Annotated in this window: 13 protein-coding genes and 2 pseudogenes; 11 read left to right on the forward strand and 4 right to left on the reverse strand. The window is 73.5% G+C overall.

The features are described from left to right. Nucleotides 1-103, reverse strand: a pseudogene (locus AB0O40_RS35005) (TatD family hydrolase); the annotation flags it as partial. A 597-nt stretch (nt 104-700) separates the two neighbouring features. On the opposite strand from AB0O40_RS35005, the gene purN reads away from it, so the two are divergent. Beyond that, nucleotides 701-1315, forward strand: a complete 615-nt coding sequence (gene purN, locus AB0O40_RS35010; protein WP_365049795.1) for a phosphoribosylglycinamide formyltransferase — start codon at nt 701-703, stop codon at nt 1313-1315. Then, nucleotides 1312-2892 carry a bifunctional phosphoribosylaminoimidazolecarboxamide formyltransferase/IMP cyclohydrolase gene (gene purH / locus AB0O40_RS35015; RefSeq protein WP_365049797.1) on the forward strand — a complete coding sequence of 527 codons (1581 nt, stop codon included), beginning with the start codon at nt 1312-1314 and terminating at the stop codon, nt 2890-2892. Before purN ends, purH begins: the two co-directional genes overlap by 4 nt. A gap of 72 nt (nt 2893-2964) precedes the next feature. Here the strand turns inward: purH and AB0O40_RS35020 are convergent, their stop codons facing one another. Continuing rightward, nucleotides 2965-3699 carry an RDD family protein gene (locus AB0O40_RS35020; protein ID WP_365049799.1) on the reverse strand — a complete coding sequence of 245 codons (735 nt, stop codon included), beginning with the start codon at nt 3697-3699 and terminating at the stop codon, nt 2965-2967. A gap of 267 nt (nt 3700-3966) precedes the next feature. On the opposite strand from AB0O40_RS35020, the gene AB0O40_RS35025 reads away from it, so the two are divergent. The 6 genes and pseudogenes from AB0O40_RS35025 to AB0O40_RS35050 all read left to right on the forward strand — a co-directional run bounded on the left by AB0O40_RS35025 (nt 3967) and on the right by AB0O40_RS35050 (nt 10114). Then, nucleotides 3967-4905, forward strand: a complete 939-nt coding sequence (locus AB0O40_RS35025; RefSeq protein WP_365049800.1) for a bifunctional methylenetetrahydrofolate dehydrogenase/methenyltetrahydrofolate cyclohydrolase — start codon at nt 3967-3969, stop codon at nt 4903-4905. A 41-nt stretch (nt 4906-4946) separates the two neighbouring features. Beyond that, a pseudogene (locus AB0O40_RS35030) lies at nt 4947-5342 on the forward strand (DUF3017 domain-containing protein); the annotation flags it as partial. Between the two features lie 309 nt (nt 5343-5651). Then, nucleotides 5652-6641, forward strand: a complete 990-nt coding sequence (locus tag AB0O40_RS35035; RefSeq protein ID WP_365049802.1) for a malate dehydrogenase — start codon at nt 5652-5654, stop codon at nt 6639-6641. A gap of 145 nt (nt 6642-6786) precedes the next feature. After that, a complete protein-coding gene (locus AB0O40_RS35040) occupies nt 6787-8583 on the forward strand; it encodes a hypothetical protein (RefSeq protein WP_365049804.1) in 1797 nt (598 codons plus the stop codon). Beyond that, the gene (locus AB0O40_RS35045) at nt 8570-8947 is read left to right on the forward strand and encodes a hypothetical protein (RefSeq protein ID WP_365049806.1); all 378 of its coding nucleotides are present in this window, start codon (nt 8570-8572) and stop codon (nt 8945-8947) included. Before AB0O40_RS35040 ends, AB0O40_RS35045 begins: the two co-directional genes overlap by 14 nt. Nucleotides 8948-8950: 3 nt before the next feature. Then, on the forward strand, nt 8951-10114 hold the full coding sequence (locus AB0O40_RS35050) for a serine/arginine repetitive matrix protein 2 (protein WP_365049808.1): 1164 nt from the start codon (nt 8951-8953) through the stop codon (nt 10112-10114). A 268-nt stretch (nt 10115-10382) separates the two neighbouring features. On the opposite strand, the gene AB0O40_RS35055 is transcribed toward AB0O40_RS35050, so the two are convergent. Continuing rightward, on the reverse strand, nt 10383-11201 hold the full coding sequence (locus AB0O40_RS35055) for a hypothetical protein (protein ID WP_365049817.1): 819 nt from the start codon (nt 11199-11201) through the stop codon (nt 10383-10385). Nucleotides 11202-11354: 153 nt separating this feature from the next. On the opposite strand from AB0O40_RS35055, the gene AB0O40_RS35060 reads away from it, so the two are divergent. Then, the gene (locus AB0O40_RS35060) at nt 11355-11645 is read left to right on the forward strand and encodes a hypothetical protein (RefSeq protein WP_365049810.1); all 291 of its coding nucleotides are present in this window, start codon (nt 11355-11357) and stop codon (nt 11643-11645) included. A 30-nt stretch (nt 11646-11675) separates the two neighbouring features. Further along, on the forward strand, nt 11676-12860 hold the full coding sequence (locus AB0O40_RS35065) for a glutathionylspermidine synthase family protein (protein WP_365049811.1): 1185 nt from the start codon (nt 11676-11678) through the stop codon (nt 12858-12860). Between the two features lie 41 nt (nt 12861-12901). On the opposite strand, the gene rocD is transcribed toward AB0O40_RS35065, so the two are convergent. After that, the gene (gene rocD / locus AB0O40_RS35070) at nt 12902-14110 is read right to left on the reverse strand and encodes an ornithine--oxo-acid transaminase (protein WP_365049813.1); all 1209 of its coding nucleotides are present in this window, start codon (nt 14108-14110) and stop codon (nt 12902-12904) included. 236 nt (nt 14111-14346) lie between these two features. Here rocD and glyA point away from each other — a divergent pair, with 236 nt between their 5' ends. Then, complete coding sequence (glyA, locus tag AB0O40_RS35075; RefSeq protein WP_365049815.1) at nt 14347-15612, forward strand: serine hydroxymethyltransferase; 1266 nt, start codon at nt 14347-14349, stop codon at nt 15610-15612. The last annotated feature ends 97 nt before the right edge of the window (nt 15613-15709 follow it).

The raw sequence follows: 15709 nt of genomic DNA on the forward strand, positions 1-15709 counted from the left end.
GCGTCAGGAAGGGCGCGTCGGTCTCCACCAGGACCAGCTCCAGCGGGGCGACGGCCAGGGCGTCGCGCAGGTGCTGGGCGTTCTTGAAGGTCATGGTCCCAGCGGGGCGGCCCCTGGGACGGGTCCGACGGCTCGCGGCCGTCCCCCGGTCCGCGTCCCGGCCCCTGCCCGGGCCCGTAGCCCGACCACCGGCTGTCCGGCCCCTGGTGCCCGGGCCCCTGCCCGGACCAGCCCCCGGTCCCGGAACCCGGCCCGCCCGAAGGGTCGCCCGATCCGGGGCCGCCGGCTCCCGGCCCGCCCGTCCCGTCCGGGTCGCCGGACCCGCCGTCCGGCCGCCGGGGCCGCCAGGGCTGGTCGGGGCGGCCCTCGGGCGGGGCGGCGAAGGGGTTGTCGTCGCCTTCCGGCGCGGACGGCTGAGTCGAGGAGGACTGGTTCGGGTCCGGCATCGGGTGCGTTTCTTCCCCTGGGGTGGTCGGGCGCCTGACGGCTGTGGTCCAGACGCTACCGCCCGGCCGTCACCCCGTCCCTCGGGGGCCGTCCGGTGTGCCGGTATCGTTGCAGGCGGTCGGTCGCTTCGTATGGTTCCCCGTATATCGGGCCCCCACCTTTTCGTGCGATCGCACAAGAGCGCGTGGGCGTGCGGGTCAACCGCCCCCGCCCCGCGCACGACACAACGCAGCCCCGCGAGAAAGGGCCTCACATGGCCGCCTCCCGCCTGGTCGTGCTGGTCTCCGGTTCCGGCACCAACCTCCAGGCCCTGCTCGACGCCATCGCAGCCGACCCGGAGGGGTACGGCGCCGAGGTGGTGGCCGTCGGCGCGGACCGCACCGGTATCGCCGGTCTGGAGCGCGCGGAGCGCGCCGGCATCCCCACCTTCGTGTGCCGGGTCCAGGACCACGCGACCCGCGAGGAGTGGGACGCCGCCCTGGCTGCCGCCACCGCCGCGCACCGCCCCGACCTGGTCGTCTCGGCGGGGTTCATGAAGATCGTCGGCAAGGAGTTCCTGGCGGGCTTCGGCGGACGCTTCGTCAACACCCACCCCGCCCTGCTGCCGGCCTTCCCCGGCGCGCACGGCGTGCGCGACGCGCTCGCCTACGGCGCCCGGGTCACCGGCTGCACGGTCCATTTCGTGGACGACGGCGTGGACACCGGTCCGATCATCGCCCAGGGTGTGGTGGAGATCGAGGACCAGGACGATGAGGCCGCGCTCCATGAGCGCATCAAGGAAGTCGAGCGCAGGCTGCTCGTCGACGTCGTGGGGCGCCTTGCCCGCAACGGCTACCGCATTGAGGGACGAAAGGTAACGATCCAGTGACCGCCGAAGTGACCGCCGCAAGCACGCAGTCGAAGCGGCCCATCCGCCGCGCGCTCGTCAGCGTCTACGACAAGACGGGCCTGGAGGAGCTGGCCCGCGGGCTGCACGAGGCGGGCGTCACGCTGGTCTCCACCGGTTCCACCGCCTCCAAGATCGCCGCCGCGGGCGTGCCGGTCACCAAGGTCGAGGAGCTGACCGGCTTCCCCGAGTGCCTGGACGGCCGCGTCAAGACCCTGCACCCGCGCGTGCACGCCGGCATCCTCGCCGACCTGCGCCTGGAGGACCACCAGCGGCAGCTGGCCGAGCTCGGCGTCGAGCCGTTCGACCTGGTGATCGTCAACCTGTACCCGTTCAAGGAGACCGTCGCCTCCGGCGCCACCCCGGACGAGTGCGTGGAGCAGATCGACATCGGCGGCCCCTCCATGGTCCGCGCCGCCGCCAAGAACCACCCCTCGGTCGCCGTGGTCACCAGCCCCGCGCGCTACGCCGACCTGCTCGGGGCCGTCCGCGACGGCGGCTTCGACCTGACCGCCCGCAAGCGGCTGGCCGCGGAGGCCTTCCAGCACACCGCCGCCTACGACGTGGCCGTGGCCTCCTGGTTCGCCGCCGACTACGCCGCCGCGGACGACTCGGGTCTGCCCGACTTCCTCGGCGCCACCTACACGCGCGAGAACGTGCTGCGCTACGGCGAGAACCCGCACCAGGGCGCCGCGCTCTACGTCGACGGCACGGGCGGCCTGGCCGAGGCCGAGCAGCTGCACGGCAAGGAGATGTCGTACAACAACTACACGGACACCGACGCCGCGCGCCGGGCCGCGTACGACCACGCCGAGCCCTGCGTCGCGATCATCAAGCACGCCAACCCGTGCGGCATCGCGACCGGCGCCGACGTCGCCGAGGCGCACCGCAAGGCGCACGCCTGCGACCCGCTCTCCGCCTTCGGCGGCGTCATCGCGGTCAACCGCCCGGTGACCGTCGAGCTGGCCGAGCAGGTCGCCGAGATCTTCACCGAGGTCATCGTCGCCCCGGCGTACGAGGACGGCGCGGTCGAGGTGCTGGCCCGCAAGAAGAACATCCGCGTGCTGAAGGCCGAGGGTGCCCCCGCCAACCCGGTCGAGGTCAAGACGATCGACGGCGGCGCGCTGCTCCAGGTCACCGACCGGCTCCAGGCCGACGGCGACGACCCGGCGAACTGGACCCTGGCCACCGGTGACGCGCTGTCCCCGGCGGAGCTGGCCGAGCTGGCCTTCGCCTGGAAGGCCTGCCGGGCCGTCAAGTCCAACGCGATCCTGCTGGCCAAGGACGGTGCCTCGGTCGGCGTCGGCATGGGCCAGGTCAACCGCGTCGACTCCGCCAAGCTCGCGGTCGAGCGGGCCGGCGAGGAGCGGGCGCGCGGCGCGTACGCCGCCTCGGACGCCTTCTTCCCCTTCCCGGACGGGCTGGAGATCCTGACCGCGGCCGGCATCAAGGCCGTGGTGCAGCCGGGCGGTTCGGTCCGTGACGAGCAGGTCGTCGAGGCCGCGAAGAAGGCCGGCGTGACGATGTACCTCACCGGCACCCGCCACTTCTTCCACTGACCCGCACCCCCGGCACACGCGAAGGCCGCGCCCCGCACTGCGGGACGCGGCCTTCGCGCGTGTGGGCTGCGGTTACTTGATCTTGACGACCAGCGTGCCCGCGGCACGGTCGTGCCAGCCCTGGAGCTTGCCCGAGTTGTCGAAGAACGGGGACAGGTAGACCAGGACGGCGCCGATGTAGCAGAGGAACGCGCCGACGATCGGGATGATCCAGCGGATGAAACCGCCGCCCAGGCCCGGGGCCTGACCGGTGTTCTCCCGGACGACCTTCAGGCCGAGGGCCATCTTGCCGAGGGTGGCGCCGAGGAAGGAGATCATCAGCCACTCGTAGAGCAGCGTGATGAGGAAGAACAGCAGCATGATGCCGAGGAAGGTCATGATGATGCCGCCGGCGGCCTCGTTGGCGTCGTTGACGCACTGCGAGTACTCGGAGGACATGTAGTCCATGCCGGAGCAGTCGTCGATCGACTTGGAGGCGCCGAAGATGCCGGCGATGCCGATCGCGCTGAAGACGGCGTACAGGACGCCGATCGCCACGCCGTCGATGAGGCGCGCGCCGAGGCGGCGGCCCATGGTCGGGAGCTGGACGGTGCCCAGGCCCGGGACGGTGATGTAGCCGCTGTTGGCCTGAAGCGTGCCGGGGGCCTGCGGAGGCACCGCGCCGTACGGCGGCTGCTGCGGGTAGCCGTAGCCGGCCTGCGGCGGGACGCCCTGCGGGGCCTGCTGCGGGTAGCCGTAGCCGGGCTGGCCCTGCGGCGGCTGCTGGGGCTGCTGCCCGTACGGGTTGTTCGGGTCGCCGAAGCTCATCTTGTGGTGTTCCTCCGATGGAAGTGCGGGGACGCACGGCATGCGGCGGAGGAACTGATACGAACTGAGCGGTCCGCCCCCCGGCACTGCCCGCGGCACTACTTTTCCGGCCATCGTGGAGGGATCCACAGGTGGTTGTCCAGTCGCGGGTCTTAGCTGTTGCTTAAGCGGGACATCCTCCGCAACCTCTCCCGCCGCTGTGCACCCGCCGGGCACCCCGGGCACCGGAAGTGGAACCGGGGCGGGTCCCTGCGGGAGGATGGCTCCATGAGCGCCCAGATTCTCGATGGCAAGGCCACCGCCGCCGCAGTCAAGTCCGAACTGGCCGCCCGCGTGGCGGCCCTCAAGGAGCGGGGCATCACCCCCGGCCTGGGGACCCTCCTCGTCGGCGACGACCCGGGCAGCCGGTGGTACGTCAACGGCAAGCACCGGGACTGCGCCGAGGTCGGCATCGGCTCGATCCAGCGCGAACTGCCCGCCACCGCCACGCAGGCGGACATCGAGGCGGTCGTCCTCGAGCTGAACGAGGACCCGGCCTGCACCGGCTACATCGTGCAACTCCCGCTCCCCAAGGGCATCGACACCAACCGCGTGTTGGAGCTGATGGACCCGGCCAAGGACGCGGACGGCCTGCACCCGGTCAACCTCGGCCGGCTGGTGCTGGGCGAGCCGGGCCCGCTGCCCTGCACCCCCTTCGGCATCGTGCAGTTGCTGCGCCACCACGGCGTCGAGCTGAACGGCGCCCACGTGGCCGTCGTCGGGCGGGGCGTCACCGTCGGCCGGTCCATCGGCCTGCTGCTCACCCGCAAGTCGGAGAACTCCACGGTCACCCTCTGCCACACCGGCACCCGCGACCTGTCGGCGCAGCTGCGCCAGGCGGACATCGTGGTCGCGGCGGCCGGGGTGCCGCACCTGGTCAAGCCCGAGGACATCAAGCCGGGCGCGGCCGTGCTGGACGTCGGCGTCAGCCGGGACGAGAACGGCAAGATCGTCGGGGACGTGCACCCGGGCGTGGCCGAGGTGGCCGGCTGGCTCTCCCCGAACCCGGGCGGCGTGGGCCCGATGACCCGCGCCCAGCTGCTGGTCAACGTGGTCGAGGCGGCCGAGCTGACGGCCGCCGCCCGGGCTGCCGCGGAGCGGGCCGCCGGGGACGTCGTGGCCGCCGAGCGCGCCGCCGTCGAGCAGGCCGAGCAGGACCAGGGGTGAGCGCGATGCCGGCCGAGCGGAGCGGCCCGGAGCCGGCGGACGGCGGCCCGCCGCAGTCCCGGCGCTTCCCGCAGGTCACCCGCGACACCGCGCGCCCCGAGGGCGGCGGCCGGGCGGCGCCCCGGGACGCCCCGGCGCCGGCCCGGCAGTGGCCGATGCTCAGCGTGCTCGGGGCCACCGCCCTCGGCCTGCTGATCACCGCGCTCGACCACTTCCGGGTCGGCTGCCTGATCATCGGGGTGGCGCTGATCGCGGCGGCGGTGCTGCGGCGGGTGCTGCCCTCGGTGGGCATGCTGGCCGTCCGGTCCCGCTTCACGGACATGGTCACGTACGGCCTGCTGGGCGTGGCCATCACGCTGCTGGCGCTGGTGGCGGAGCCGAAGCCGTGGGTGCACCTGCCGTTCCTGGAGAACGCCGTACGGTTCACGGTCCGCTGAGCCGGGCGCCCGCCGCCGGGCCCGGCGGACCCGGTTCCATCCGGCCATCTGATCGATCGGTTCCGGCCGTCCGGCCCCCTGGTCCGGCGCCGGACCGGCCGGTTGGATCTTCCGATCCACGGTCGGACGTCGGTCGTCCCTTCGAACCCCCGACCTGTGTGCGGTGAACCACACGGGGCCGGGGGTTCGCGCCCCCCTGGGTCGGATAGCCTGACCGCGGATGTCTCTTCACATCAAGATTCAGCGAAGCGGCGTCCCCAGCACCCGGGGCGACGACGCCCCACCGCCAGCTGTCTAACGGAGAAGGCCATGACCCGCACTCCCGTGAATGTCACCGTCACCGGCGCCGCCGGCCAGATCGGCTACGCGCTGCTCTTCCGCATCGCCTCCGGTCACCTGCTCGGCGCGGACGTGCCGGTCAAGCTCCGACTCCTCGAGATCCCGCAGGGCATGAAGGCCGCCGAGGGCACCGCGATGGAGCTCGACGACTGCGCCTTCCCGCTCCTCAAGGGCATCGACATCTTCGACGACCCGAACAAGGGCTTCGAGGGCACCAACGTCGCGCTGCTGGTCGGCGCCCGTCCGCGCACCGCGGGCATGGAGCGCGGCGACCTGCTCGCCGCCAACGGCGGCATCTTCAAGCCGCAGGGCCAGGCCATCAACGCCCACGCCGCGGACGACATCAAGGTCCTGGTCGTCGGCAACCCGGCCAACACCAACGCCCTGATCGCCCAGTCGTCCGCCCCGGACGTGCCGGCCGAGCGCTTCACCGCGATGACCCGCCTGGACCACAACCGCGCGCTGACGCAGCTGGCCCAGAAGACCGGCTCGGACGTCACCGACATCAAGCGCCTGACGATCTGGGGCAACCACTCCGCCACCCAGTACCCGGACATCTTCCACGCGGAGATCGCCGGCAAGAACGCCGCTGAGGTCGTGAACGACCAGGCGTGGCTGGCCGACACCTTCATCCCGACCGTCGCCAAGCGCGGCGCCGCGATCATCGACGCCCGGGGCGCCTCCTCGGCCGCCTCGGCCGCCAACGCCGCCATCGACCACGTCCACACCTGGGTCAACGGCACCGCCGCCGGCGACTGGACCTCCATGGGCATCCCGTCGGACGGCTCGTACGGCGTCCCGGAGGGCCTGATCTCCTCCTTCCCCGTCACCTGCACCGACGGCACGTACGAGATCGTCCAGGGCCTGGACATCAGCGAGTTCTCCCGCGCCCGCATCGACGCCTCCGTCAAGGAGCTGTCGGAGGAGCGCGACGCAGTCCGCGAGCTCGGCCTGATCTGATGATCTGAACACCGCTCCGGTCCGGCCGTCGAGGCCGGATCGGACCGGTCGTACGATCACGCGAAACGCCCCGGCAAACCTCGCCGGGGCGTTTGGCGTGTTTGGAGCTGTTGGCTGTAACGCGCCGGAACCTAGAGTCCTCGGAGTGACTCAGACCACAGTCCCGCAGCAGCCCGCAGGCCCGCCTCCGGACGCCCGGCTGCTCGGCAAGCCCCCGGTCGCCCCGTGGGCCAGCGAGGTGGGCCGGCTCTTATGCGCGGGGGTCTACCTCGACCCCGCCTTCCGCAACCAGGTCATCGACGAGCTCTACGTCCACGAGGAGCGGGTGGCCGCACCCAGCTACGGCATGGACGCCGCCCGGGTGCTGGCGCACGCCCTGCGCGCCAGACGCACCGAACTGGGCTGGGCCGTCGGGGTGCTCCTCACCTGGGCCCTGGCGTGGAAGCTGACCGGCGGGCTCTTCCCGCTCTCGCTGCTGCTGCCCTGCGTGCTGCTGAGCCTGGCGGCCGGCATCACCCGCCCGCTCAAGGCCGGTTCCGTCGGGATGCGGTTCCTCGCCTCGCTGATCCGCTTCTACGCCCGGCTGCTGATGGTCGCGACCCTGATCGGGCTGCTGGTGGGCGCCTGGGTGGAGGGTCACCCCGAGCGCGCCGACAACTCCCTCGTCGAGCTGTTCTGGGACCTCGACCGGTTCATCGACATCCAGCACCACCTGCTGCCGGAGAAGTACGCCTTCGAGTGGTACAGCCGCATCAGCCACTCCGGCCTGGAGTCCTCGTACGGCGTGCTGTTCTTCTTCGCCGTGCTGGTGGTGCTCGCCCTGCTCCAGCGCGGCCAGTTCGCCCGGATGATGGCCGCCGAGCTCTCCCCGACCCGCTATCCCGACCTGGCGAACGACCCCGCCGAGAAGGCCGCTGGCCTGCGCTTCTCCCGGGTCCAGCAGTTCATCCGCGACGAGCAGGCCTCCCAGCTGGTCATGTACGGGACGGCCAAGCCCTTCTGCGGGGCCGGGCTGCCCTTCAAGGTCTGGCACCTCTCCGTCGAGCTGCGCCCGCGCACCGACCTCGGCTCCCGCGCGCCCGAGCCGCTGGGCAACGAACAGGTGCTGCGGCGGGTGGTGCCGCTGGTCGAGGCGCTGCGGGTGCCCTCGCCGCGCAGCAGCCCGCAGACCGCCGCCGCCGTCCTGGACCGGCTGCGCGAGCTGGTGGTGGACGAGTGCGTCTTCCTGCCGGTGACCGGGCTGCGGGACCGCTACGAAGTCCCCTGCGAGCCGGACGACTTCCAGGACCACCGGGCCCAGGCGATCGAGGAGGGAGGCGAGAAGCGCCGGCACTTCCTGCGGATCCGGGTGGGCGGCTGGGACGAGGACGTGGTCATCACCATCTTCGTCCGGGTGCACACCCAGGGCGGGATGCTGATGCTGGAGGTGGCCCCGCACGTCCTGATGCCGGTGCGCGAGGTGTACCAGGAGGCGGACGCGATCGCCCAGCGCTACCGGAACAACAACCGCTTCGGCAAGGTCGCCTGGGCCGTCATGCACGCCCCGCGCTCGCTCACCTCGGCCCTGGCCTCGCTCGGCCGGGGTGTGGTGAGCCTGTGGCAGGTGCTGACCGAGGGGCACGCCGGCGCGCGGCCGGCCGGCCCCAAGGAGGCGGTCCGGGAGCTGGCCAGCGACCTCGACTCCTCGCTCTTCCAGGACATGGACGTGGTCCGCTATCTGAAGACCATCCAGGACCGGGTGACGGGCGGCGTCAAACTGGCGCTGTACGAAGCGGGTTGGCAGACGGGCGAGTTCGAGCAGAAGATCGTCAACCTGGGCGCGGGCGCCACGTACGTCGAGGAGGTCCACGACAGTGCGGTGAACTTCGGCGCCCAGGGCAGTGCGACGGTGGCGAACGACGCCAAGGGCAAGTCCAAGGGGAGCAGTGGTGGCAAGCAGTGACGAGCAGGGCTCGTTCCGGATCGGGTCGATCTCGGGCAGCGCCGTCAACTTCGGTCAGGGCGGCACGGCCCACAACGTGAACAACTACGGCTCCGCCGCGGCGGCGGACCCGGCGCAGGCGGAGCTGCTGCGCGCGGTCCGGGAGCTGCGCGCGGACCTGGAACGGCTGCGGCCCAGCGAGCAGACCGCGGCGCTGGACGCGGAGCTCGCCGGGGCGGAGGACGAACTGGCCTCCGCCGAGCCGGTGCAGGAGAGCCGGCTGGTACGGCTGCGGGAGGCGCTGACCGGCGCCGGCCCGGTGCTGGACCTGCTGGCCTCGGGCGCGGCGGTGACCACGGCCCTCGCCCAGCTGCTGGGAGGCTGAGGCGTGCCGAAGAGCGCTCCGCGCTGGAACCCCCAGACCCAGAGCTGGGAGTTCGGCCCGCCCGGCCCCGGCGGGCCCGGCGCGGGTCCCGTGCCGGACCGGGAGCCCGCGTCCGAGGGCGCGCCCGGCGAGCCGGCCCCCGCGCCGGCCGCCGCGCCCGGGCCCGCGTCCGGGGCCACACCCCCGCCCGGCCACGTCCCGGCGCCGCCGGCCGGGTACGCGCCCTCGACTGCGGCCGGGGACGCGCCCACGCCCGCGGACGGCTACGCGGCCACGCCCGCGGACGGGTACGCCCCCGCGCCCGCGGACGGGTACGCCCCTGCGGAGCCGCCGACCGGGTACGCCCCCGCCGCGCCGGCCGGGTACGTCCCCGGGCAGCCGGGTGGCTTCGGGCCCGCGCCCGGGGCGACGGCGGGGCTGCCGGCGTACCCGCCGGGGCCGCCCGGGTACGGGCCGGGCCCCGACGGGGGCACGCCGCCGCCCCCGCCCCGGCCCGCGCGCCGGGGCGGCTGGCTGACCCCGCTCACCGCGGGGGTCGCGGTGGCGGCCCTGGTGGCCGGCGCCGGGGTGGTGTGGTTCGTCCAGCGCGGCGACGCACCCGCCCCGAAGGCGACCGGTTCCCTGTCCGCACCGCCCGCCTCCGGGCCCTCGGCGGACGTCTCGGACCAGTCCGACGGCGAGGGCTCCGGCAGTCCCTCGGACTCGCCCTCGCCCTCGGCCTCCGCGTCGGCCTCCGCCCCCGCGGGCTACACGGTGGTGGACGACGCGGCCGGCTTCCGGATCGCCGTGCCGGAGGGCTGGCAGCGCGAGGAGCAGAAGACCGGCGTCTTCTACCGCTCGGCCGACCGGGCCTCGCTGGTCCAGGTCTTCCGCGTGGACGAACCGGGAATGACGGCCCGGCAGGCGGTCCAGGGCGCCTCGGACGGCCTCTCGGGCAACCCGGGCTACCGGCAGATCGGCATCACCGACATCGGCAGCGGCTCGGCGGAGCTCACGTACGAGTACGACAGCGCGGAGACCGGCAGCCGCCGCCGCGGCATCGAACGCGTCCTGACCGCCCCCGACGGCCGCATGTACGCGGTCCTGGTAGCGGCCCCCGCCACCGACTGGCCCCGCCAACAGGAGATCCAGACAGCGGCGCTGGAGGCGTTTGAGCCGGGGGCTTGAGGGGGCTTCGGCGGGGCTGGATCGGCGTACCGTCTGGCGTTGCTCCGGGTGGTCGTGGTGTGTGGGGTAGCCCCTTTACGGGGTGTGGCAGGCTGGTCCGGAGGCAGGCCCGGGCCTGGGATCGCCGCAGGCGACGGCGAAGCCGCGAAGTCCCAGGGGTGGGCCTGCCGCAGGGCCTGCAGGCCCACCCCCCGTCAAGGGGCGAGGGGCCCCACACACCACGACCACCCGCCGGGAACGGGCCCAAGCCACCCGCCAAGCAGGCCCCTCACCCCGCTCCGACCTCCGGCGGCTCCCCGAACCGCGCCAGCGCCAGTGCCCCCGCCACCGCCACCGCGAAGCCGAGGACGGCCAGCCAGGTCAGGCCTTCGCGGGGGTGGTCGCCGAGGCAGAGGACGCCGACCAGGGCGGGGCCGATCGTCTCGCCGAGGACCATGCCGGCCGTGGCGGTGGTGACCGAGCCGCGTTGCAGGGCCGAGGTGAGCAGCAGGAAGGCGGCTCCGCCGCCCAGCAGCAGGGCGTACAGGGCCGGGTTGGCCAGGGTCCACCCGTCGATCAGCCGGACCGCCACCTCCACCACCCCGAAGCCGGTGCCCGAGGCCAGGCCCAGGACCAGGGCGCGGGCCCGGCCCGGCAGCCGGCCGGCCGCCGCGCCCAGCAGCAGGACCGCGCCGGCCACGCCGAGCAGCGTCCACTTGAGGGCGTCGGTGCCGGGCCGGTCGCCCTCGGGCCCCGAGGACAGCGCCAGCATGGCCAGCCCCGCGCACACCACCGCGACCGCCGCCCACTCCGTCCCGGTCAGCCGGACCCGCATCAGCCGCGCGGCCACCACGGCCGTCACGGCCAGGCTCGCGGCCAGCGCCGCGCCCACCGCGTAGATCGGCACCGACCGCAGCGCGATGATCTGGAAGACGAAGCCCAGCCCGTCCAGCCCCAGCCCGGCCAGGTACCGCCACTGCCGCAGGGCGCGCACCAGCAGCGCCGGGTCCACCCCCGAGCCGGTACCCGGGGCGGTGGAGCGGGCCGCCACGGCCTGGAGGACCGAGGCGGTGCCGAAGCAGACCGCCGCAGCGAGCGCGCATACCATCCCGATCAGCACGAAAAGGACTGTAATCCAGCCGCCCCGCCACCGGCCGGATCTCACGCTGCAGGCCGGATTCCGCCCCTGCCCCGGCTGGTTCTACTCTGTCGGCAGGCACGGCACCCAGGGGGGCGCCGTGCGGCCCGAAGGGGGACCGTCATGGATCAGCGGAGCAGCCGCAGACTGCGCTCCGGCGCCGTCGTGCTCGGCGGCATGGGCATGCTCGCGGCGACGCTCGTCGCCTGCGGCTCGGACCCGGACAAGCGCTGCGCCGACCGCGTCACGCTCGAGAAGCTGCCGAGGTCGGAGTGCAAGAGCGGCGGCCGGGGCTCGTACTACTACGGCGGCAGCGTCGGCAAGAACGGCAAGCTCTCCGGCGGCGGCTTCGACAAGTCCGCCGTCAAGCGCGGCGGCTTCGGCAAGTCCGGCTCGGGCTCCAAGGGCGGCTGACCGGACTCTTCAGGACGCCCAGGAGCCGCCGTGGAACGCCACCGCACCACCCCCCGCCCCGACTGGCAGCGGACCGTCGAGGAGCAGGGACTCGTCTACCCGCTGACCCGCTACCCCGACGGGAGCCTGCGCCCGTACTGGGACGAGAGCGCCTACTACTCCTTCAGCCTGCCCGAGGTCGAGGCGCTGGAGGAGACGGTCGAGGAGCTGCACGCCCTGTCCCTGGCCGCGGCCGGGCACATCGTCGACGCGGACCGGTTCGCCGACCTCGGCATCCACGACCCGCGGCTGCGCGAGCGGATCACCGAGTCCTGGCGGCGGCGGGCCGAACTCCCCTCCCTCTACGGCCGCTTCGACCTGCGCTACGACGGCTCCGGTCCGGCGGTGATGCTGGAGTACAACGCCGACACCCCCACCTCCCTGGTGGAGGCGGCCGGTCCGCAATGGTTCTGGATGGAGGACCGCTTCCCCGGCGCCGACCAGTGGAACTCGCTGCACGAGCGGCTGGTCGCGGCCTGGCGCCGGCAGGCCCCGCTGCTGCCGCCCGGTCCGGTGCACTTCGCCCACTCCGAGGACGACGAGCTCGGCGAGGACCTGATGACCGTCGCCTACCTGCGGGAGACCGCGGAGCAGGCGGGCCTCGAGACGGAGGCGCTGTCCGTGGAGCGGATCGGCTGGGACGCGCTGGCCGGCCGGTTCGTCGACGAGCGGCTGCGCTTCATCCGCAGCTGCTTCAAGCTCTACCCCTGGGAGTGGCTGGCCACCGACGAGTTCGGCCCGCACGTGCTGGACACCCTCGACAACGGCGGCGGTTCGGGCGCGACCTGCTGGATCGAGCCGGCCTGGAAGATGCTGCTCTCCAACAAGGCGCTGCTGGCGATCCTGTGGGAGCTGAACCCGGGCCACCCCAACCTGCTGCCCGCCTACCTCGACGGGCCGCGCGAGCTGGCCGGTACGACGGGCTGGGCCGCCAAGCCGCTGCTGGGCCGGGAGGGCGCGGGGGTCACCCTGCACCCGGCGGGCGAGGCGCCGGCCGTCCGCGAGGACGAGGAGTGCGTCTACCAGGCCCTCGCCCCGCTGCCCGACTTCGACGGCAACCGCACGGTCCTGGGCGCCTGGGTCGTCGAGGACGAGGCCGCCGGCCTGGGCATCCGGGAGTCCGCGGGCCCGGTGACCGACGAGTACGCGAGGTTCGTGCCGCACATCGTGGTCTGACCGCCCGCCGCTCCGCGCCCGCGCGGAGCGGCGGACTCGCGTCAGTCCTGCGCCAGTACCGAGCGCAGCTGGTCCAGGGCCCAGTCCAGGTCCTCCTTGGCGATGACCAGGGGCGGGGCGATGCGGATGGTGGCGCCGTGGGTGTCCTTGACCAGCACACCCAGGGCCATCAGGCGCTCGGAGACCTCGCGGCCGGTGCCGTGCTCGGGGGCGATGTCCACGCCGGCCCACAGGCCCCGGCCGCGGACCGCGGTCACCGCGCCGCCGCCGGTGAGCAGGTTCAGCTCGCGGTGCAGGTGGTCGCCGAGCTCGGCGGCGCGCTGCTGGTACTCGCCGGTCCGCAGCATCGCGATCACCTCCAGGCCCACCGCGCAGGCCAGCGGGTTGCCGCCGAAGGTGGAGCCGTGCTCGCCGGGCTTGAAGACGCCGAGGACGTCCCGGTCCGCGACCACCGCGGAGACCGGCACCACGCCGCCGCCGAGCGCCTTGCCGAGGACGTAGACGTCCGGCACCACGCCCTCGTGCTCGCAGGCGAAGGTCTTGCCGGTGCGGCCCAGGCCGGACTGGATCTCGTCCGCGATGAAGAGGACGTTCCGCTCGCGGGTCAGCGCGCGCACGCCCGGCAGGTAGCCCGGCGGCGGCACCAGCACGCCCGCCTCGCCCTGGATCGGCTCGATCAGCACCGCGACGGTGTTCTCGGTGACGGCCGCCTCCAGGGCGGTCAGGTCGCCGTACGGGACGATCTCGAAGCCCGGGGTGTAGGGGCCGTAGTGGTCCCGGGCCTCGTGGTCGGTGGAGAAGCTGACGATGGTGGTCGTCCGGCCGTGGAAGTTGTTCGCCGCCACCACGATCTTGGCGTGGCCGTCCGGCACGCCCTTGACCTCGTAACCCCACTTGCGGGCGGTCTTCACGGCGGTCTCGACCGCCTCCGCGCCGGTGTTCATCGGCAGCACCATGTCCTTGCCGCAGAGTGCGGCCAGCTCGGTGCAGAAGTCGGCGAACCGGTCGTGGTGGAAGGCCCGCGAGGTGAGGGTGACCCGTTCCAGCTGTGCCCGGGCCGCGTCCAGCAGACGCCGGTTGCCGTGGCCGAAGTTGAGGGCGGAGTAGCCGGCCAGCATGTCGAGGTAGCGCCGGCCCTCGACGTCGGTGAGCCAGGCGCCCTCCGCGGTCGCGACGACCACGGGCAGCGGATGGTAGTTGTGCGCGCTGTGCAACTCGGCGGAGCGGATGGCGTCTGCGGTTCTCGACACGGGGTCTCCGTTCGTCGGGCGACGGGGGGCGCGAGGGTGGCGCCCCTTTCTATCGTCGCTCGGATGCCGGACCGGGAAACCTGGCGGCGCGGCGCGCCCGTTAGGGTGGAGGCACGCACGGCGACTGGCGTACGGAGAACGAACTCCGGGGGAGCCGTGTGCGCACGACCGCATCAGCGGGCCGCTCGCCTGGGCCGCCGCGGGGACGAAGACCATCGACCCCCGGAGGATGCGCCATGAGCGTGCGCCACCCCGCCCTGTCCGCCGCCGACCCCGACCTCGCCGCGCTGATCGGTGCCGAGGAGCGGCTGCAGGCGGACACCCTGCGACTGATCCCCAGCGAGAACTACGTCTCCGCCGCCGTGCTGGAGGCCTCCGGCACCGTCCTGCAGAACAAGTACAGCGAGGGCTACCCGGGCCGCCGCTACTACGAGGGCCAGCAGAACATCGACCGGATCGAGGCGCTGGCGGTCTCCCGCGCCAAGGCCCTCTTCGGAGTGGACCACGCCAACGTCCAGCCGTACTCCGGCTCGCCCGCCAACCTCGCCGTCTACCTGGCCTTCGCGCAGCCCGGCGACACCGTCATGGGCATGGCCCTGCCGATGGGCGGGCACCTCACCCACGGCTGGGGCGTCTCGGCGACCGGCTCGTGGTTCCGGGGCGTGCAGTACGGCGTCCGCGCCGACACCGGCCTGATCGACTTCGACGAGGTCCGCGACCTGGCCCTCAAGGAGCGCCCCAAGGTCATCTTCTGCGGCGGCACCGCGCTGCCCCGGACCATCGACTTCGCCGCCTTCGCCGAGATCGCGCAGGAGGCCGGCGCGGTGCTGGTCGCGGACGTGGCGCACATCGCCGGCCTGATCGCGGGCGGCGCGCACCCCTCGCCGGTGCCGCACGTCGACGTGGTGTCCACCACCACCCACAAGACCCTGCGCGGTCCGCGCGGCGCGATGCTGATGTGCCGCGAGGAGCATGCCAAGGCCCTCGACAAGGCCGTCTTCCCGGGCCTCCAGGGCGGCCCGCACAACCAGACCACCGCCGGGATCGCGGTGGCGCTGCTGGAGGCCTCCCAGGTCTCCTTCACCTCGTACGCCCACCAGGTGGTGGCCAACGCGAAGGCGCTGGCGGCGGCGCTGCTGGAGCGGGGCTTCGACCTGGTCTCCGGCGGTACCGACAACCACCTGATCCTGGCGGACCTGACCGGCAAGGACGTGTCGGGCAAGATCGCGGCCAAGGCGCTGGACCGGGCGGGGATCGTCGTGAACTACAACACGGTGCCGTTCGATCCGCGCAAGCCGTTCGATCCGTCGGGGATCCGGATCGGAACGCCGTCGCTGACCTCGCGGGGGCTGGGGGTGGAGCACATGCCGGCCGTGGCCGACTGGATCTCGCGCGCGGTCTCCGCCGCCGCGGCCGGCGACGAGGCGGCCCTGGCCGCCGTCCGCCTGGAGGTCGCCGACCTCCTCGCCGCCTTCCCCGCCCCCGGCCTCCCGGTGGCATAGCCGCGGGTGCGCGGGGCTCCGCCCCGGAACCCGGTCCTCAATCGCCGGACGGGCTGGAAATCCAGCCCGTCCGGCGTTTGAGCGCACCTGCGCGGAG

The organism is Streptomyces sp. NPDC089919 (genome assembly GCF_040684615.1).
Classification (GTDB): domain Bacteria; phylum Actinomycetota; class Actinomycetes; order Streptomycetales; family Streptomycetaceae; genus Streptomyces.